This window comes from Mycobacterium sp. E2479 (assembly GCF_001667925.1).
In the GTDB taxonomy this organism is placed as follows: Bacteria; Actinomycetota; Actinomycetes; order Mycobacteriales; family Mycobacteriaceae; genus Mycobacterium.
The window spans coordinates 168,779-187,297 of record NZ_LZJR01000093.1; the positions used below are offsets into that span (position 1 = coordinate 168,779).

Here is an 18,519-nt window from a genome sequence, read left to right on the forward strand (position 1 = left end):
GATATGTCCGGCCAGCGCGATTCTCCAAGCGAATGGTCGGTGTGTGTGTATTGCGCGTCCGGCCCGCAGCACCCCGAATTGCTCGGAGTCGCTGCGGAACTCGGTGAGGCGATCGCCGAGCGCGGCTGGACGTTGGTGTGGGGTGGGGGCCGGGTATCGGCGATGGGCGCGGTGGCGAGCGCGGCGCGCGCCCGCGGCGGCCGGACCGTCGGCGTCATCCCCAAGATCTTGATGCGCCGTGAGGTTGCCGACGCGGACGCCGACGAGCTGATCGTCAGCGACACCGTGCACGAGCGCAAGCAGCTCATGGAGGAGCGCTCCGATGCGTTCGTCGTGCTGCCGGGTGGCCTCGGCACCCTCGACGAGCTGCTTGACGCATGGACGACGGCCTTCCTGGGTCTGCACGGCAAACCCATCGTGCTGCTGGATCCGTTCGGTCATTACGAAGGGCTGTGGACGTGGTTGTGCGGATTGCTGGATAACGGTTACATCTCCCAACTGGCGATGGACCGGTTGGTGCTGGTCGACAAGGTGGGTGCGGCGCTGGAAGCGTGCGCACCCGGCTGAGGCCGCCGACGGGTTTGCCTCCCTACTAGGCTGTCCGCCGAGCTTGACTTTGGAAACGAATCGAGGGGATCACGTGTCCGATCGTGATGGAGGAGCGCGCACGCCGGTCAAACTGACCGACATCGCAGTTCGGGCGCCGGCCGTGCTGGCCGACCTGCCGGTGATCGTGCGGGGCGCGATGACCGGGCTGCTGGCCCAGCCGGGCTCCAAGAAATCGATCGGCACGGTGTTCCAGGAGCGGGCCGCCCGCTACGGCGACCGGATCTTCCTGCGCATGGGCGATCAGAAACTGACGTACCGCGACGCCAACGCGGCCGCCAATCGGTACGCCGCCGTGCTGGCCGCGCGCGGTGTCGGGCAGGGCGATGTCGTGGCCATCATGCTGCGCAACTCGCCCAACACCGTGTTGGCCATGCTGGCGGCGGTCAAGTGCGGCGCCGTCGCCGGCATGCTCAACTACCACCAGCGCGGCGAGGTGCTCGCGCACAGCCTCGGCCTGCTGGACGCCAAGGTGCTCATCGCCGAGACCGATCTGGTCAGCGCAGTGGCCGAGTGCGGTGGCTCGGGCAGCACCGAGACGTTGACCGTCGAGGATCTCGAGCGGTTCGCGGTCAGCGCGTCGGCCACCAACCCCGCCTCGGCGGCGGCCGTGCACGCCAGGGACACCGCGTTCTACATTTTCACCTCGGGCACAACGGGATTCCCCAAGGCCAGCGTGATGACACATTTGCGATGGCTCAAGGCGCTGGCGGCGTTCGGCGGCATCGGGTTGCGGCTGAAGAGCTCCGACACCCTCTACTGTTGCCTGCCGCTGTACCACAACAACGCGCTGACGGTGGCGTTGTCGTCGGTGATCAACTCGGGGGCGACGCTGGCGCTGGGCAAGTCGTTCTCGGCGTCGAGGTTCTGGGACGAGGTGATCGCCAACGACGGCACCGCGTTCATCTACATCGGCGAGGTGTGCCGATACCTGCTCAACCAGCCGGCCAAGCCGACCGACCGTGCACACCAGGTGCGGGTGATCGCCGGAAACGGGCTGCGCCCGGAAATCTGGGACGAATTCACACAGCGATTCGGCATCGTCCGTGTCTGCGAGTTCTACGCCTCGAGCGAAGGCAACGCGGCGTTCATCAACGTCTTCAATGTGCCCCGTTCCACCGGTGTGTTCCCGATGCCGCTGGCCTACGTCGAGTACGACCCCGACACCGGCGCCCCCCTGCGCGGCGACGACGGGCGGGTCCGTCGCGTGCCGGCCGGTGAGCCCGGTTTGTTGCTCAGCCCGGTCAACCGGTTGCAGCCCTTCGACGGCTACACCGATAAGGAGTCCAGCGAGAAGAAGTTGGTGCGCAACGCCTTTCGTGAGGGTGACTGCTGGTTCAACACCGGCGATGTGATGAGCCCGCAGGGCATGGGCCACGCCGCGTTCGTCGACCGACTCGGCGACACTTTCCGGTGGAAGGGCGAGAACGTCGCCACCACGCAGGTCGAGGCGGCGCTGGCGTCCGACGACTCCGTCGAGGACTGCACCGTCTTCGGGGTCGAGGTTCCGCGCACGGGCGGCCGCGCCGGGATGGCCGCGGTCAAATTGCGCGGGGGCGCCGAGTTCGACGGGCAGTCGCTGGCCCGTGCCGTGTATGACCAGCTGCCCGCCTATGCGCTGCCGCTGTTCGTGCGGCTGGTGGATTCCATCGAGCAGACCACGACCTTCAAGAGCCGCAAGGTGGAGTTGCGCGAGCAGGGCTACGGTTCCGACGTCGAGGACCCGCTGTATGTGCTGGCCGGACGCGATGAGGGCTACGTGCCCTACTACGACGAGTACCCGGGCGAGATAGGCGAAGGCAAGCGGCCCAAGGGGTGAGTGCGCGCTGAGCTCATGGCGACCGCACGCCGCGACATCGCGCACTCGATCCCCGGGCCGCGCGGGCGGCGGCGACCGGGCACCATATACGTGTGCACTCGACATCGCCGGCGTCGGCCGGCCGTTCCACGCTGTGTGGCCGCCCGGTCGCAGGCGATCGTGCGCTGATCATGGCCATCATCAACCGCACCCCGGACTCGTTCTACGACAAGGGCGCGACCTTCAGCGACGACGCTGCCAGGGCGGCCGTGCACCAGGCCGTCGCCGACGGTGCCGATGTCATCGACGTCGGCGGTGTCAAGGCGGGCCCCGGTCAAGAGGTCGATGCCGACACCGAAATCGCCCGGCTGGTGCCCTTCATCGAATGGCTGCGCGACGCCTATCCGGATCAGCTGATCAGCGCCGATACCTGGCGTTCCGAGGTCGCCAAGGTGGCCTGCGCGGCCGGCGCGGATTTGATCAACGACACCTGGGGCGGCATCGACCCGGCGCTGCCGGAGGTGGCCGCCGAGTTCGGGGCCGGCCTGGTGTGTTCGCACACCGGCAACGCGCTGCCGCGCACGCGTCCCTTCCGCGTGAATTACGGAATCACCGTCCGCGGCGTGGTCGGCGACGTCATCGCCCAGGTCACCGCGGCTGCCGAGCGGGCGGTGGCGTGCGGAGTGGCCCGCGACCGGGTGCTGATCGACCCCACCCACGACTTCGGCAAGAACACCTTCCACGGGCTGCTGCTGTTGCGCCACGTGAGCGATCTTGTCGATACCGGGTGGCCGGTCCTCATGGCTTTGAGTAACAAGGACTTCGTCGGGGAGACTCTGGGTGTGGAATTGACCGAGCGGCTCGAGGGAACGTTGGCGGCCACCGCGCTGGCGGCCGCCGCCGGCGCGCGGATGTTTCGCGTACACCAGGTCGCGGCCACCCGCCGGGTGCTGGAAATGGTGGCCTCCATTCAGGGAACGCGCCCCCCGACGCGCTCGGTCAGGGGACTGGCATGACGACATCTGACCTGGTCACCGGCGATCTCGCCAACAACGGCATGCGCACCGCCCGGCCCGGTGACATCTGGCTGGCCAACCGCAGCTGGAGCCGGCCGAGCTGGACCATCGGCGAGCTGGAGGCCGCGAAGGCCGGGCGAACCATCTCGGTGGTGCTGCCCGCCCTCGACGAGGAAGAAACCATCGAGGCGGTGATCGAGAGCATCTCACCGCTGGTCGATGGACTGGTCGACGAGCTGATCGTGCTGGACTCCGGTTCGACCGACGAGACCGAGATCCGCGCCGTCGCTGCGGGCGCCCGCGTCGTCAGCCGCGAACAGGCGCTGCCCGAGGTGCCCATACGACCCGGCAAGGGCGAAGCATTGTGGCGGTCGCTGGCCGCCACCCGGGGCGACATCGTGGTGTTCGTCGACTCCGACCTGATCGATCCGCATCCGATGTTCGTGCCGTGGCTGGTCGCTCCGCTGCTCACCGATGACCGCATTCACCTGGTCAAAAGCTTCTATCGGAGGCCTTTACGGGGCAGCGAGCTCGCCGACGTCGGCGACGTGGCCGCCGACACGAGTGCCACCGGCGGTGGGCGGGTGACCGAGTTGGTGGCCCGGCCGCTGCTTGCGGCTCTGCGGCCGGAACTGGGCTGTATGGTGCAGCCGCTCGGCGGCGAATACGCGGCGACCCGAGAGCTGCTGACGTCGGTTCCGTTCGCCCCGGGCTACGGCGTGGAGATCGGGCTGCTGGTGGACACCTTCGACCGGCTGGGGTTGGACGCGATCGCCCAAGCCAACCTGGGTGTCCGCGCGCACCGCAACCGGCCGCTGGCCGAGCTGGGCGTGATGAGCCGGCAGGTCATCGCGACGCTGCTGTCGCGCTGTGGGATCCCCGACTCCGGCGTCGGGCTGACGCAGTTCGTGGCCGACGGTCCCGGGGGCTCCGACTTCCAGGGCTACACCCAGCGCACCTCGGCGGTGTCGCTGGCGGACCGGCCGCCGATGCAGGCCATCAGGCCCCGGTAGGCCCGGCCGAGGTCACGCTGACCGCCGCGGTGTCGGTGGCATAGGGCAATATCGATCACGTGGCGTTGGTGTTGCTGTACCTGGTGGTCCTGGTGCTGGTGGCGATCGTCCTGTTCGGCGCGGCCAGCCTGTTGTTCGGTCGCGGCGAGCAACTGCCGCCCCTGCCGCGCGGGACGACGGCCACCATGCTTCCCGCGTTCGGGGTGACCGGGTCCGACGTCGACGCCGTCAAATTCACCCAAACCTTCCGCGGTTACAAGACCAGTGAGGTGGACTGGGTGTTGGATCGGCTCGCGCGTGAGCTCGAGGCGCTGCGCGGTCAGCTTGCCGCTGTGCCCGCGTCGCCAGCCGGGCCGGCGACCGAGGGCCAATCCGAGGAACCAGACGACGGCGAGGATCGTCAGGACTCAGTGTGAACAAGGACGAACTGGTTCGCTGCAGTTGGGCGACCGGGCGACCCGGCCCCGATTTCGAGCTCTATCGCGACTACCACGACCGCGAATGGGGCCAGCCGGTGCGCAACGGGGTTGCGTTGTTCGAGCGGATGAGTCTGGAGGCCTTTCAAAGTGGCCTGTCGTGGCTGATCATCCTGCGCAAAAGGGAGAACTTTCGGCGCGCGTTCGCCCGCTTCGACATCACCACGGTCGCTGAATACACCGACGCCGACGTGCGGCGGCTGATGGTGGACCAGGGAATTGTCCGCAACCGCGCCAAGATCGAGTCGACGATCGCCAACGCGCGCGCCGCCGCTGAACTGGGGGCTCCGGAAGACCTGGCCGACCTGCTGTGGTCCTTTGCGCCGTCGCCGCGGTCACGGCCGGCCGACCCATCCGAAATCCCCTCGGCCACTGACGAATCGAAGGCCATGGCCCGTGAACTCAAGCGGCGCGGGTTCCGTTTCGTCGGCCCGACCACCGCCTATGCACTGATGCAGGCGACCGGGATGGTCGACGACCACATTCGCGATTGCTGGGTGCCGGCAACGGCCCGCTGAGCGCACAGATGTGGGTCTTTGTTCAAGTGGCGACCTGGATAGGGAACAATGGAGGGGTGATTAGGCAGTTCGATGTCGGGCATGGCTTGAAGTTCGCTGGCGGGGCATGCTCGGCGCCGACCAGGTCCGCACGGGCGGGCCAGCTCGAACCCGGAGGGAGCACTCGATGGCGGCGATGAAGCCCCGGACCGGAGACGGTCCTCTGGAAGCAACCAAGGAGGGGCGCGGCATCGTGATGCGAGTACCACTTGAGGGGGGCGGTCGACTTGTCGTCGAGCTGACGCCCGACGAAGCCGCCGCCCTCGGTGACGAACTCAAGGGCGTCACGAGCTCCACCTAGGGCCTGCCGCCGGACGGATAGCGGCGGCGCTACGCACACACCTTCCGATAGATCTCCAGGGTCTGCTCGGCGACGTGGGCCCAGGAGAACTCTTCGACGCAGCGCTGGCGTCCTGCCTTGCCGTAGCGCTGCGCTTTGTCGGGGTCGGCGATCAACTCATTGACCGCGTCGGCCAATCCGGCCTGGTAGCCCTGCGCGTCGTCGGGGTCGTAATGCACCAGCGTGCCGGTGACCCCGTCGGCGACCACCTCCGGGATCCCGCCGACATCGGATGCCACCACCGCCGTCGCGCAAGCCATCGCCTCCAAATTTACGATGCCTAACGGTTCGTAAACCGACGGGCATACGAAAACCGATGCCGCCGAGAGGATTTCGCGCAGATCCGCGATGGGCAGCATCTCCTGGATCCAGAAGACCCCGGTGCGGCTGCCGGCGAGAGCGGTCACGGCGTCGCGAATCTCGTCGGCGATCTCCGGGGTATCGGGAGCTCCGGCGCACAACACCACCTGCGCCTCCGGGCTGAACCGGTGGGCGGCCGCCACCAGGTGCGCCAGTCCCTTCTGCCGCGTGATCCTGCCCACGAACACCACTGTGGGCCGGACCGGATCGACGCCGAGTTCAGCCAGCATCGATCCGGTTTGCACCGGCCCGGCCGGGTACCAGACCTCGGTGTCGACACCGTTGCGGATGACGTGCACGGCGCTGGGATCCAGTGCGGGATAGACGCGCAGGACGTCCTCGCGCATCGCGGTGCTGACCGCGATGACGGCGTCCGCGGACAGCACCGCGGTCTGCTCGACCCAACTCGAGATCCGGTAACCCCCACCGAGTTGCTCGGCCTTCCATGGGCGCAGCGGCTCGAGCGAATGCGCAGTCAAGACGTGCGGGATGCCGTAGAGCAGCGCCGCCAGATGCCCGGCCATACCGGTGTACCAGGTGTGTGAATGCACCACGCTGGCCCCTGACGCGGCATCGGCCATCATCAAGTCGGCCGACAGGGTCGACACCGCCTGGTTGGCGCCCTGCAGCCGCGGGTCGGGCTCGTGCACGTGCACTCCACGGGCACCCGGGCGGGGTGCGCCCATGCAATGCACGTCAACCGCACACAGCCGGCGCAGCTGGGCGACGAGTTCGGTGACATGGACTCCCGCTCCGCCGTAGACCTCCGGTGGGTATTCGCGCGTCATCATCGCCACCCGCATACCCGAACGGTAGTTCGGCGACGGAGCCCACCGCGAGCCGGGTGCGGCACGCCGGGGGTGGTCTGCGCGGGCGTGCGCAGCCAAATACCTTGACGGACAGCCCCACAGAACCTCGCCAATCACCCCTTGCCCCTGGCAGCCCTTCGCCACGGCCGATAGGTTTGGAACCATGAGGGAAGCGCCACACGTGCTGGGCATCGTCCTGGCCGGCGGTGAGGGCAAGCGGCTGTACCCGCTGACGGCGGACCGCGCCAAGCCCGCAGTTCCCTTTGGTGGCGCCTACCGACTGATCGACTTCGTCCTGTCCAACCTCGTCAATGCTCGGTATCTGCGCATCTGTGTTCTCACTCAGTACAAGTCGCATTCACTCGACCGTCACATCTCGCAGAGCTGGCGGTTGTCCGGCCTGGCCGGCGAGTACATCACCCCGGTGCCCGCGCAACAGCGACTGGGCCCCCGCTGGTACACCGGCTCGGCCGATGCGATCTACCAATCGCTCAATCTGATCTACGACGAAGACCCCGACTACATCGTTGTTTTCGGTGCCGACCACGTGTACCGGATGGACCCCGAGCAAATGGTCCGGTTCCACATCGACAGCGGCGCCGGCGCGACGGTGGCCGGCATCCGGGTACCGCGCAGCGAAGCCACCGCGTTCGGCTGCATCGACTCCGACGAGTCGGGCCGGATCCGCGAGTTCGTCGAGAAGCCACTGGATCCCCCGGGGACCCCGGACGACCCCGAGCAGACTTTCGTGTCGATGGGCAATTACATCTTCACCACCAAGGTGCTCATCGACGCGATCCGCGCGGACGCCGACGACGACCATTCCGATCACGACATGGGCGGTGACATCATCCCGCGCCTGGTCGACGACGGGATGGCCGCGGTGTACGACTTCAGCGACAACGAGGTGCCCGGCGCCACGGATCGTGACCGGGCCTACTGGCGGGACGTGGGAACGCTGGACGCGTTCTACGACGCGCACATGGACCTGGTGTCAGTGCATCCGGTGTTCAACCTGTACAACAAACGCTGGCCGATCCGCGGCGAGTCGGAGAACCTGGCACCGGCCAAATTCGTCAACGGTGGTTCCGCGCAGGAGTCGGTCGTGGGTGCGGGCAGCATCATCTCGGCGGCCTCGGTGCGCAATTCGGTGCTGTCGTCGAACGTGGTGGTCGACGACGGCGCGATCGTGGAGGGCAGCGTGATCATGCCCGGCGCCCGGGTCGGCCGCGGTGCGGTGGTTCGCCACGCGATCCTGGACAAGAACGTCGTTGTCGGGCCCGGCGAGATGGTGGGCGTGGATCTGGAAAGGGACCGGGAGCGCTTCGCGATCAGCGCAGGCGGTGTGGTTGCCGTGGGTAAGGGCGTCTGGATCTAGCGCAACGGTCGACGACGCGGCCGCTGAGACGTTGCGCCATCGGTCTACTCCGGAATCTCGGGGATCAGCAGGTGGGCTTCGCGCTCCGGACCCCAAAGCAAGGTGACGCGACCACGAGACGAGCCTTCGTACCACGCCGGAAACTGGCCCGTAAGTGGGTTTCTCGGAGACAACCATCGCCCGGCGACCACCAGCCGCAACTGTTCGCCGGCGCGGAACAGCGTCGCCGACGGGCCCAGCTCCACCTGCAGCGCGGCCGACTCGCCGGGCGAAAGTGGCCGTGGATCGGTGCCCTTGATGACGGGTTCGGCCGGCCGGGACAGCTCGGGGTCCAGGGCGCGCAGCGAAATTCGCTGCCAACCGGTGGTCACCCGGTCGCGGCCGTAACCATAGGACCCCTCGAAGCCGACGAACCGCCCATCACGCCACTTCTCCACACCGACGAACAAGTTCGCGTCGTCGCAGCCGCTCAGCTTGACCCACAGCCGGGCCACCATCGGCCCGGTCAGCTCGATGTCTTCGGGAACGGTCCAGGTGAAAGAGGCTGCATCGCAACGTGTTTTGAATGAGATGTGCCCGGGGGCCGCGGGCCGCTCGGGCGTCAGGGTGCCGTCTTCGCCTAGATACAGTGGGCGCCAATGCGTGCGGGCCAGCGGCCAGTCCGCCTCTTCGCGCACCGCGGCGACGGTGACGCGGTCCTCGCGTACTTCCAGGCGCACGCTGCGCGACGCCGTTGCGCCGTCCAACACCTCGCGAAAGAACTTCAGCTGCTCCGCAAGCGCGGCTTCGGAATAGAAGGTGCTCCACTTGCCATCGCGATGGGTGTAAAGCCGGGCGTGGGCAGAGCCGCCATGCACGAATGCCCGCATCGAACCGCGGCTGTGCAGGTTGTTGTCCGAGAAGCTGCCGCAGACCAGCATGGGTACCTTGATCGCCGACAGGTCGGGTGCCAGGGAGCGCCAGAACTCGTCGCGCTGCGGGTGGTCTTCCTGCATTTGGGCGATGTCGTAGCTCTGCCGCGTGTCGCGAGTGAGGTGGCGCGACCACAATCGGCTGAAGCCGATCTCGTGAACGCCGCCCGGAAACATCAGGTCGCGGTACGCATCGGTAAAGCCTTCCCACGGACAGATCGCCCGCAGCGCCGGCGGCTGCAGGGCGGCCACGGCGTACTGGCTGATGGCCAGGTAGGACACCCCGAGCATCACGACGTTGCCGTCGCTCCACGGCTGTTCGGCGATCCACTGAACCAGGTCGTAGGTGTCCTCGGCTTCTTGGCGGGACAGCAGATTGCCGGTGCCGTCGGAATGGCCGCAGCCGCGAGAGTCGGCGTTGACCACGACGAAGCCGTGCGCGGTCCACCATGCCGGATCCGGTGCCTCCCAACCGGTCAGGGCGGAGAAGGTCACGCGGTGTGGCTGACGGATCATGCGGTACTGCGCCGAGAATGTCGACTTGTTGCCGCGCCGGGTCGGCAAGTTGTCCTTGCCGTACGGGTGAATGCTCAAGATGACCGGACGGGGTGCGCCCATCGCGTCCTCGGGGCGAAAAACGTTGAGCCGCAGGACCGTTCCATCGCGCGTGGCAAAGGCCACGTCACGCTCGAACTGCAGGTCGGCGGGGGGATCGGTGACGGTGACCGGGGGTTTGACGACGCCGCGAATCCTGTTCAGCGCGTAGCGCAGCGCGCCGGGGCGACGCCACGGGCGATCCTGGGCCGGTGGCCGGTTGTGCCGCACGCCAATACCTTAAGCGGCTGATCCGGTGGCTACCAGATGTAGGGCACCAGCCGATAGCGCACGCGTTGGGTGTATTCCCGGTACCCGGATAGGTCTCGGGCGAGCAGCTTTTCTTCATCGACGATGCGTAGCGCGAGCGCCAGGGTGCCCGGGACGACGAAGAGCAAACCCCAGTAGGAGCCAAGCGCCAAGGGGATACCGGTCATCATGATCACATTTCCGACGTACATCGGGTGGCGCACGAACTTATAGAGTCCGTCTGAGGCGACTGTCTGGCCCGTTTCCACCGTGACCGTCGCGGCGGCATAGCCGTTTTGCACGATCACCAACATGGCGATGCCCAGACCCGTCGCCACGAGCACTTCGCCGAGCACTGACATCAGCGCAGGCACCGACGACCAGCCGAACCGATGATCGAGCGCGCTGAAGACCATCGTCGCGAAAAAACTCAGAAACGAGCCGGTGATGATGAACTTCTGTGCCTTGCGGGGTTCGGCCCGCGGGCCCGCACGCATGCGGCGTTGTAGGGCCGCGGGATTGGTCCGGGCCAGGTAGGCGGCGGGCACGATGGTGACCGCCGTGAACACGGCGACGAAGAGCCACGCCTGCCAGTAGTGCAGCGTGCCGGCCGGCACGAGGAGGATCAAGAGCAACGAGAGAATGCCCCACACGGAGGTCGCCGTTAGCCGTATCCCGGTCTTCATTCATCCTCCTAGCAACGCAGATCGCGACGACGAAAAGCCATGGCCCCCAGTACCATCAGCCCCACATCGATAGCTGACAAACACAACAGTGGTACGACGGTGAAATCGGCGCCGACCCGCGGGATGTGTGCGAAGGGCTCCGCGTCGAGCAACCACTGCGAGAGCCCGGCCAACGACCCGATCAGGTATAGCGAGACGAAGCCGATCAGCACACCCCAGGCCACCGGTGTCAGGCGCGGCGCAATGCCGAAGACGCACACGGTCACGGCCGACAGGAGCCACACGGCGGGCACCTGGACGGCAGCGCTAGCAACGACCATGGGCAGTTTGGCGCCGACATCACCCGCCGCGATCCCGTAAACGACACCGGCCGTCACTCCGCTGGCCAGCATCGCCACCGCGGATCCGGCCAACGCCGTCACCAAATGGCTTGCCAGCCAGCGGGTTCGCGACACCGCACCGGCCAGCACCGTCTCGGCTCGCTGGCTCGACTCTTCCTGGTATAACCGCAGCGTCAGCGAGACGGCGAACGCGGCGCCCACCATTCCCATCATGGCGAACGCGACAGCGATGAAGGCTTCCTCGAGTGCGCTGGTGCCGCCCATCCGTGCCACGATGTCCCGCGCGCCGCCGCTGTCGCCCAATTCGTCGCTGATGCCGTGCACCACGCTGCCGATGAGCAGGCCATAAAGGCACAGGCCCACGGTCCACAGCAGCAACGCGGCACGGTCCAGCCGCCATGTCAGTCCAAAGGCGTTGCCCAATGCCGGTGCGGCCTCAGCGGGGCCGGGGCGTTCCGCGATGAGCCCGGCACCGACGTCGCGGCCGGCCAACAGCCGATACGCCAGGGCGGTCAATGCGACCGTCGTCGCCAGATGCAGCAGCAGCACCCACCAGCGATCGCCCGCATACGGTTTGACCTGCAGCGACCACCCGAGCGGAGACAGCCACGACAGCGTGCCGTCGCCCGCGTCCCCCACGGCGCGCAGGGTGAACGCGGCGCCCAGGACGGTGAAGGCGGCACCGCGAGCGAACCGGGCACTCGGCGACAGTTGGGCGGTAACCCCGGCGACGGCGGTGAACACCAGGCCAGAGCAGGCCAGCGCGGCCCCGAACGCCAGCGACCCGGCGGCCGGGACGTCGGTGCTCAACAAGCCGGCAGCACCGATCGCGCCGGTGGTGATCGACGCTGCGAACGACAGCAGCAGCGCCGCGGTCAGGGCGGCGTAGCGGCCGATAGCGGTCGAGTCCACCAACTCGGTCCGCCCGTTCTCCTCGTCGGCGCGAGTGTGCCGGATCACCGTGAGAATGACGGCCACCGCGATGAGCGTGTGAAACATCCCGGCCTTCCAAATACCCACGGCGCCAAGGCTGTCGTCGTACACCTGGCCGTAGAGGGCGCGTTGTGCCGGGCTGGCCATGATGGAGGCCTGGAAACCGGCGCGGGCGGAAGCGGTGGGGTAGATCTTCTCGATGCTGCCGACGTACACCGTGGCCAATGGCACCGACAGCAACAGCACCCATAGCGGCATCGAGACCCGGTCGCGCCGTATGTAGAGCCGCAACATGGAAAGCGTTCCGGAGAAGCTCGAATTAGCGAGCGGCGCGGGCGATGCCGATGCGAATCGCCGGTCCAGTGTGGCGGTGCTCATCACAGTGAGACCTTTGCTTCATCACGCCCGTGCTGACCGTCACCGTCCGATGTGTCGTAGTGGCGCAGAAACAGCTCTTCGAGAGTCGGCGGCTGGCTGACCAGACTGCGCACTCCGGCATCGCCGAGCACGCGGATAAGCTCGCCCAGGCTCTCGCTGTCGACCTGGGCACGCAGCGTGTTGCCCTCGACGCTGACGTCCTCAACCCCTCTTATCCGTCTGAGATCACCTGGGTCACCGGTCATTTCGGCCTTGATCGAGGTACGGCTCAGGTGCCGCATGGAGTTCAGCGAACCGCTTTCGATGGTCTTGCCGGCTCGGATGATCGTCACCCGTTCGCACAAAGCTTCCGTTTCGGCCAGGATGTGGCTGGACAACAACACCGTCGCGCCCCGGTCCCGGGCCTGCGCCACACACTGCTGAAACACGTTCTCCATCAGTGGATCCAGTCCGCTGCTCGGCTCATCTAGGAGCAGCAGCCTGGCGTGCGACGAGAATGCCGAAATCAGCGAAACCTTCTGACGGTTGCCCTTGGAATACGTGCGGGCCTTCTTGTGCGGGTCCAGGTCGAAGAGCTCGATCAGCTCGGCGCGGCGCTTCTTGTCGATGCCACCCCGCATGCGGGCCAGCAGGTCGATGATCTCGCCCCCGGTCAGCGACGGCCACAGCGTCACGTCGCCCGGCACGTAGGCGATTTGGCGATGCAGCGCGACGGCCTGAGTCCATGGGTCACCACCGAGCAGCCGCACGCTGCCACCGTCGGCCCTCGCCAAGCCCAGCAGGATGCGGATGGTCGTCGACTTCCCGGCGCCGTTGGGTCCGAGGAACCCGTGGACCTCGCCTTCCTGCACCGTGAGGTCCAGGCCGTCCAACGCCCGCACCGCACCGAAATTCTTGGTCAGACCGCGGATCTCGATTGGCGCTGAGCGGGTGGATTTGTCAGTTTGCATCAGATTCTCCTTGATCTTCAGCGGCCAGGAACGCGTCGTACATGGTCCGGTTGGTCAGCAGGCCCTCGGTGTAGATCTCGAGCGCGGGCAAAATCATGTCGCGCGAGTAGTCGCGCAGCACCGCACGCAGATCCGTCGGCGTTTCATGCATTTGGAGGTAGAGAAGGAAGCCGCCCCCGCCGGTGATGGCCAGGTATTTGGCCCGCGCCTCGGGGTCGCGGCTGGGCTTGATCGTCCCGGCGCGCACGCCCTCTTCCATGTATTCCTCGGCGTTGTCGATCATCCTGCGCCACAGCATGTTTGCCAGATCACCTCCGGCCTGCATGCTGCGCACCAGGTAGGCCATCGAAGGCGCGTACTCCTCGATCTCGGCCATCTGGGCGAACCAAGTGGCCGGGTCGTTGGATTGCAGCGCTTCAGACTTGGTGCCGCGGATCGTCTCGGCGATGTAGTCCTCACAGGCCTTGCGCAGGCCCTCCTTGGAACCGAAGTGGTGGATGACCAGCGCGGCGCTGACGCCGGCCGCTTCGGCGATGGCGCGAAGCCCGACACCGAACCCGTGCTCGCCGAATTGTTCGATGGCCGCATCCCGGATCCGGGCGGCTGCCGTCAAGTCGGCTGAACGCATGTTCAGTACACTAAACATACGTTCAGCCCGCGGTCAAGCATGACGCGCGTCACGAATTCATCAACGTTTGGTTCGCCCTCGAAAGGCGGGGTCAACGGGGCAACGGGTGGGACGTAACAGAGTGGGGTCGGCCGCGATTCAGTCGCGGACGGCAGCCAGAATGCCGTCGCCGAGCGGCACCAGCGCGGGGGTGAGGCGCTCATCCTCGGCGATCAACCGTGCGGCTTCCCGCACCGCGACCACCTCGGGGTCGCGCGCGGCGGGATCCCCGGCCCGTCCGCCCAGCGCGGCGCGATGCACCACGATCACGCCACCCGGCCGCAGCAGTCGCACGCCCTGAACGACGTAATCCGGCTGGTCGATCGGGTCGGCGTCGATGAACACGAGGTCGTAGGACTCGTCGGCCAGCCGGGTGAGCACCTCTTGGGCGCGACCACCGATCAGCCGGGTGCGCGACGGTCCGATGCCGGCTTCGGTGAATGCCTGCTTGGCCAGGCGCAGGTATTCGGGCTCGATGTCGATCGTCGTCAGCACGCCGTCGTCGCTCATGCCGGACAACAGCCACAGCCCGCTGACGCCCGCGCCGGTGCCCACCTCGGCGATGGCCTTACCGCCGCTGAGCTTGGTGAGCAGACTCAGCAACGCGCCGACCGCCGGTGTCACCGCACCGGCGCCGATATCGACGGCCCGTTCGCGGGCGGCGGCCAACAGCGCGTCCTCCGATATCGAGCTTTCGGCGTGTGCGAAGAGCGATTCGGCCCGGCTGGGCGCTGCCTGGCCGGGGGCTTCTGCGTCGGTGCCGTCCATGCCCGCAGCGTATTCCACTTCGCCGCGCCGTTCGGCAGGCGCGCCTGAATCCGCTTGCGGTGACACGCCCAACGGTCTCGGAGCGTTTAAGGTCACGGCCCGATGGATATTTCCTGCACAGCGCAGGTAACGATACGGTTTCTCAGGTTCAGCTCAGATTGTTCATATATCGCACATACTCCGGTACGCGACGGTAGCCCTATGCATCGCGGAGGGCGTTCGACCGGGAATACCGAATGGGAACTACCTGTTGCCGCAAATGACGAAGTGCCACTGATTGGCGCGCCCGACTCGGAGGACTTGATCATCACCACATTTCTGAGCCCGTCCAGCATGTCCCACGCCCAGGAGCTCCCCGCCAACGAGTGGGTGGAGCCGTCCGGTGAGCTGCAGGGGACCGCGGTTTTCGACGCGACTGGAGACAAGGCGGCCATGCCGTCGTGGGACGAGTTAGTGCGCCAGCATGCCGACCGGGTGTACCGGCTGGCGTACCGGCTCTCCGGCAATCAGCACGATGCCGAGGACCTCACCCAGGAGACGTTCATCCGGGTTTTCCGGTCGGTGCAGAACTATCAGCCGGGAACGTTCGAGGGGTGGTTGCACCGCATCACCACGAATTTGTTCCTCGACATGGTGCGCCGGCGCTCACGCATCCGGATGGAGGCGCTGCCCGAGGACTACGAGCGCGTGCCCGCCGACGAACCCGACCCCGAGCAGATCTACCACGATTCCCGTCTAGGGCCTGACCTGCAGGCGGCGTTGGATTCGTTGCCACCGGAGTTTCGTGCCGCCGTCGTGCTCTGCGACATCGAGGGTCTGTCCTACGAGGAAATCGGCGCCACGTTGGGCGTCAAGCTGGGCACCGTGCGCAGCCGGATCCACCGCGGACGCCAGGCCTTGCGGGACTACCTGGCCGCGCACCCGGACCACGACTTGCTGCGTGTCAAATCGGCGTAATAATCGACCAGCCACCTAACATTCGGGCAGCTATTCAGCGGTTTTGCGGCCTTGGCCTCGGTATCGGGTGCCCTCTCGCGCTACATTCGACATAAGGCGGCAATAAGAATTTGAATGGCGAGGAGTTGGTGATGGCCGATCGAGCACATGTGTTCCGTCGCGCGTTCTCCTGGCTCCCCGCTCAGTTCGCCTCCCAAAGCGACGCGCCGGTCGGCGCACCGCGCCAGTTCGGTTCCACCGAACACCTGTCCGTCGAAGCGATCGCGGCTTTCGTCGACGGCGAGCTGCGGATGAACGCGCATTTGCGGGCCGCACATCACCTTTCGTTGTGCTCCCAGTGTGCGGCCGAGGTCGACGATCAGAGCCGGACGCGTGCGGCGCTACGCGATTCGCGCCCTATCCGCATCCCCAGCACGCTGCTGGGCATATTGGCTGACATTCCCTATGAGTCGCCCGACGACTCCTCCGCCCAGGTATCGGACGGTTTCGCGGACCGCGACGGCCGTCCTCGGCGCAAGCGCCGGTAGGGTGCCGCTTTCGACCGATACCCACCGATCGATCGGCGGCCAACGCATCGGTCACCTCACACGCGCGTTCATGCCGACCGACGGCGCGCCGTGGATACTAGGGTGGACACGGACAACGCCGGTGCCGCGTATTTCGCCCGGTGAAGGCCTGTCTCGAGCGTTCAATTACAGGACCCAAAAGGGATGACGTGACCTCCGACCAAGCAAAAGACAGCGGCAACCGCTTGGCGCCGCGCCCCATCTCGCGTCCGCCGGTCGACCCCGCATCGAGTCGGGAGTTCGGTCGTCCGGCGGGCCTGCGTGGGTCGTTCGTGGCCGAACGGGTCCGTCCGCAGAAGTATCGGGACCAGGCTGAATTCCGGCCCAGTGACCGAGTGGCCGACCCCGTCCTGCAGGAGGCATTCCACCGTCCCGACGGCAGCCCCGAGTCGTTACAGCGGCACCCGGTGGACGCTAACGCTCTGGCCGCCGAAAAAGACGGTGTCGAGCCCGACGAGTTCGACGATCCCTGGCGAGACCCGGGCGCCGCTGCGGCGCTGGGCACCCCGGCGGTCGCACCGTCGCAACCAGGGACCGCGCTGGGCTACGGCGGCAAACTGGGCGTGCGCGACGTCTTATTCGGTGGCAAGGTGTCCTACCTCGCGCTGCTGGTCTTGCTGTTGATCGCGTTGGTCATCGGCATGCTCGGCGGTGTGATCGGCCGCAAGACCGCCGAGGTCGCCGAGGCTTTCACCACCTCCAAGGTGACGCTGTCGACCAACGGCAACGGCGAAGCCCCGGCCGGTCGCTTCGCAAAGGTGGCGGCCGCGACGGCCGGAGCCGTCGTGACCATCGAGTCCAAGAGCGACCAAGAGGGCATGCAGGGCTCCGGTGTGGTCATCGACGGCCGCGGCTACATCGTCACCAATAACCACGTCATCTCCGAGGCGGCGAACAACCCGAGCCAGTTCAAGACGACGGTGGTGTTCAACGACGGCAAAGAGGTGCCGGCAAACCTGGTGGGCCGCGACCCCAAGACCGACCTGGCCGTGCTGAAGGTCGACAACGTCGACAATCTGTCGGTCGCGCGCCTCGGCGATTCCGACAAGGTGCGGGTGGGTGACGAAGTTCTGGCCGCGGGTGCGCCGCTGGGCCTGCGCAGCACCGTGACGCACGGCATCATCAGTGCGCTGCACCGACCGGTGCCGCTGTCGGGGGAGGGCTCGGACACCGATACGGTGATCGACGCGCTGCAGACCGACGCGTCGATCAACCATGGAAACTCCGGTGGTCCGCTGATCAACATGGAGTCCCAGGTGATCGGCATCGACACCGCGGGTAAGTCGTTGTCCGACAGCGCAAGTGGGCTGGGCTTTGCCATCCCGATCAACGAGGCCAAGCAGGTCGCCGAGACGCTGATCAAGGATGGCAAGATCGTGCACCCCACGCTGGGGGTCAGCACCCGGTCCGTGAGCAACGCGATCGCGTCCGGTGCCCAGGTGGCCAACGTGAAGGCCGGTAGCCCCGCGCAAAAGGGCGGAATCCTGGAGAACGACGTCGTCGTCAAGGTCGGTAACCGCAAGGTGGCCGACGCCGACGAGTTCGTCGTCGCCGTCCGGCAATTGACCATCGGCCAGGATTCGCCGGTCGAGGTCGTCCGCGACGGCCGGCACGTCACGCTGACCGTGAAACCAGACCCTGACGGCAGCTGATGTTCGGCAGCCTGAGCTGGGAGCACATGCTCGTCCTCGTCGTGGTCGGGCTGGTGGTCCTCGGGCCGGAGCGGCTGCCGGGTGCCATCCGGTGGACGTCGAACGCCTTGCGTCAGGCGCGTGACTACCTCAGCGGTGTGACCAATCAGCTGCGCGAGGACCTCGGACCGGAGTTCGACGATCTGCGCGTCCCGCTCAGCGAACTGCAGAAGCTACGCGGGATGACTCCGCGCGCGGCGTTGACCAAGCACCTGCTCGACGGCGACGACTCCTTCCTGACCCACGCCTTTGACAAGCCGGTCAACGGGGCGCTGTCGCAGACTCCGCTGGCGGACCCGGCCGGGGCGAACGGGCAGCCGCCGGCGGCAGAACAGCGGCCCGGCGGTCACACGCCATTCGACGCCGACGCGACCTGAACGCAATCGAGCCCCCCAGCTGTGGGATCGCGCCTCCTCAGCGCCGGGTCGGATCGAGCCCGAGCGATACGCCGGCGAGCCCGCGCTTTCGCGCCGAC

The 18,519-nt window shown here is 66.9% G+C and carries 19 protein-coding genes; 12 read left to right on the forward strand and 7 right to left on the reverse strand.

All coding sequences use genetic code 11. The features are described 5' to 3' along the window. The first annotated feature begins 3 nt into the window (after window positions 1–3). The 7 genes from A5686_RS14670 (at window position 4) to A5686_RS14700 (ending at window position 5,767) form a co-directional block, all read left to right on the forward strand. Window positions 4–567 (forward strand): TIGR00730 family Rossman fold protein, encoded by a 564-nt coding sequence (locus A5686_RS14670; protein WP_067935323.1) that lies wholly within the window; start codon window positions 4–6, stop codon window positions 565–567. A 73-nt stretch (window positions 568–640) separates the two neighbouring features. Further along, entirely contained in the window at window positions 641–2,425 is a 1,785-nt protein-coding gene (fadD6, locus tag A5686_RS14675) for a long-chain-acyl-CoA synthetase FadD6 (protein WP_067935326.1), read from the forward strand. Window positions 2,426–2,595: 170 nt separating this feature from the next. Further along, window positions 2,596–3,420 carry a dihydropteroate synthase gene (folP, locus tag A5686_RS14680; protein ID WP_067935421.1) on the forward strand — a complete coding sequence of 275 codons (825 nt, stop codon included), beginning with the start codon at window positions 2,596–2,598 and terminating at the stop codon, window positions 3,418–3,420. Next, on the forward strand, window positions 3,417–4,433 hold the full coding sequence (locus A5686_RS14685; RefSeq protein ID WP_067935327.1) for a glucosyl-3-phosphoglycerate synthase: 1,017 nt from the start codon (window positions 3,417–3,419) through the stop codon (window positions 4,431–4,433). Before folP ends, A5686_RS14685 begins: the two co-directional genes overlap by 4 nt. 59 nt (window positions 4,434–4,492) lie before the next feature. After that, window positions 4,493–4,849, forward strand: a complete 357-nt coding sequence (locus tag A5686_RS14690; RefSeq protein ID WP_067935330.1) for a DivIVA domain-containing protein — start codon at window positions 4,493–4,495, stop codon at window positions 4,847–4,849. Continuing rightward, complete coding sequence (locus tag A5686_RS14695) at window positions 4,846–5,427, forward strand: DNA-3-methyladenine glycosylase I (RefSeq protein ID WP_067935333.1); 582 nt, start codon at window positions 4,846–4,848, stop codon at window positions 5,425–5,427. Before A5686_RS14690 ends, A5686_RS14695 begins: the two co-directional genes overlap by 4 nt. A 166-nt stretch (window positions 5,428–5,593) precedes the next feature. Next, window positions 5,594–5,767 carry a DUF3117 domain-containing protein gene (locus tag A5686_RS14700; protein WP_066995255.1) on the forward strand — a complete coding sequence of 58 codons (174 nt, stop codon included), beginning with the start codon at window positions 5,594–5,596 and terminating at the stop codon, window positions 5,765–5,767. Between the two features lie 29 nt (window positions 5,768–5,796). Here the strand turns inward: A5686_RS14700 and glgA are convergent, their stop codons facing one another. Then, window positions 5,797–6,969, reverse strand: a complete 1,173-nt coding sequence (glgA, locus tag A5686_RS14705) for a glycogen synthase (protein WP_067935336.1) — start codon at window positions 6,967–6,969, stop codon at window positions 5,797–5,799. A gap of 169 nt (window positions 6,970–7,138) precedes the next feature. On the opposite strand from glgA, the gene glgC reads away from it, so the two are divergent. Beyond that, window positions 7,139–8,353, forward strand: coding sequence for a glucose-1-phosphate adenylyltransferase (gene glgC, locus A5686_RS14710; RefSeq protein ID WP_067935340.1), 1,215 nt, complete (start codon window positions 7,139–7,141; stop codon window positions 8,351–8,353). Between the two features lie 44 nt (window positions 8,354–8,397). Here glgC and A5686_RS14715 read toward each other — a convergent pair whose 3' ends face one another. From A5686_RS14715 to A5686_RS14740, 6 genes are all read right to left on the reverse strand, one after another. Further along, window positions 8,398–10,089 (reverse strand): CocE/NonD family hydrolase, encoded by a 1,692-nt coding sequence (locus tag A5686_RS14715; protein ID WP_067935343.1) that lies wholly within the window; start codon window positions 10,087–10,089, stop codon window positions 8,398–8,400. Window positions 10,090–10,118: 29 nt separating this feature from the next. Then, window positions 10,119–10,793, reverse strand: a complete 675-nt coding sequence (locus tag A5686_RS14720) for an isoprenylcysteine carboxylmethyltransferase family protein (protein ID WP_067935346.1) — start codon at window positions 10,791–10,793, stop codon at window positions 10,119–10,121. An 8-nt stretch (window positions 10,794–10,801) separates the two neighbouring features. Then, window positions 10,802–12,445 (reverse strand): ABC transporter permease, encoded by a 1,644-nt coding sequence (locus A5686_RS14725; protein WP_197520580.1) that lies wholly within the window; start codon window positions 12,443–12,445, stop codon window positions 10,802–10,804. Continuing rightward, window positions 12,445–13,395, reverse strand: coding sequence for an ABC transporter ATP-binding protein (locus tag A5686_RS14730; protein ID WP_067935348.1), 951 nt, complete (start codon window positions 13,393–13,395; stop codon window positions 12,445–12,447). The genes A5686_RS14725 and A5686_RS14730 overlap by 1 nt, the downstream gene beginning before the upstream one ends. Further along, on the reverse strand, window positions 13,385–14,023 hold the full coding sequence (locus A5686_RS14735) for a TetR/AcrR family transcriptional regulator (RefSeq protein WP_067935351.1): 639 nt from the start codon (window positions 14,021–14,023) through the stop codon (window positions 13,385–13,387). Before A5686_RS14735 ends, A5686_RS14730 begins: the two co-directional genes overlap by 11 nt. A gap of 138 nt (window positions 14,024–14,161) precedes the next feature. Next, the gene (locus tag A5686_RS14740; protein WP_067935353.1) at window positions 14,162–14,830 is read right to left on the reverse strand and encodes an O-methyltransferase; all 669 of its coding nucleotides are present in this window, start codon (window positions 14,828–14,830) and stop codon (window positions 14,162–14,164) included. A 201-nt stretch (window positions 14,831–15,031) separates the two neighbouring features. Between A5686_RS14740 and sigE the strand changes: the two genes are divergently transcribed. From sigE to tatB, 4 genes are all read left to right on the forward strand, one after another. After that, window positions 15,032–15,787: an RNA polymerase sigma factor SigE gene (gene sigE / locus A5686_RS14745; protein ID WP_067935355.1), complete on the forward strand. Its 756-nt coding sequence runs from the start codon at window positions 15,032–15,034 to the stop codon at window positions 15,785–15,787. A gap of 131 nt (window positions 15,788–15,918) precedes the next feature. Then, on the forward strand, window positions 15,919–16,314 hold the full coding sequence (gene rseA / locus A5686_RS14750; protein WP_067935426.1) for an anti-sigma E factor RseA: 396 nt from the start codon (window positions 15,919–15,921) through the stop codon (window positions 16,312–16,314). A 188-nt stretch (window positions 16,315–16,502) separates the two neighbouring features. Next, a complete protein-coding gene (locus tag A5686_RS14755) occupies window positions 16,503–18,005 on the forward strand; it encodes a S1C family serine protease (RefSeq protein ID WP_067935358.1) in 1,503 nt (500 codons plus the stop codon). Further along, window positions 18,005–18,421 carry a Sec-independent protein translocase protein TatB gene (tatB, locus tag A5686_RS14760; protein WP_067935361.1) on the forward strand — a complete coding sequence of 139 codons (417 nt, stop codon included), beginning with the start codon at window positions 18,005–18,007 and terminating at the stop codon, window positions 18,419–18,421. Before A5686_RS14755 ends, tatB begins: the two co-directional genes overlap by 1 nt. The last annotated feature ends 98 nt before the right edge of the window (window positions 18,422–18,519 follow it).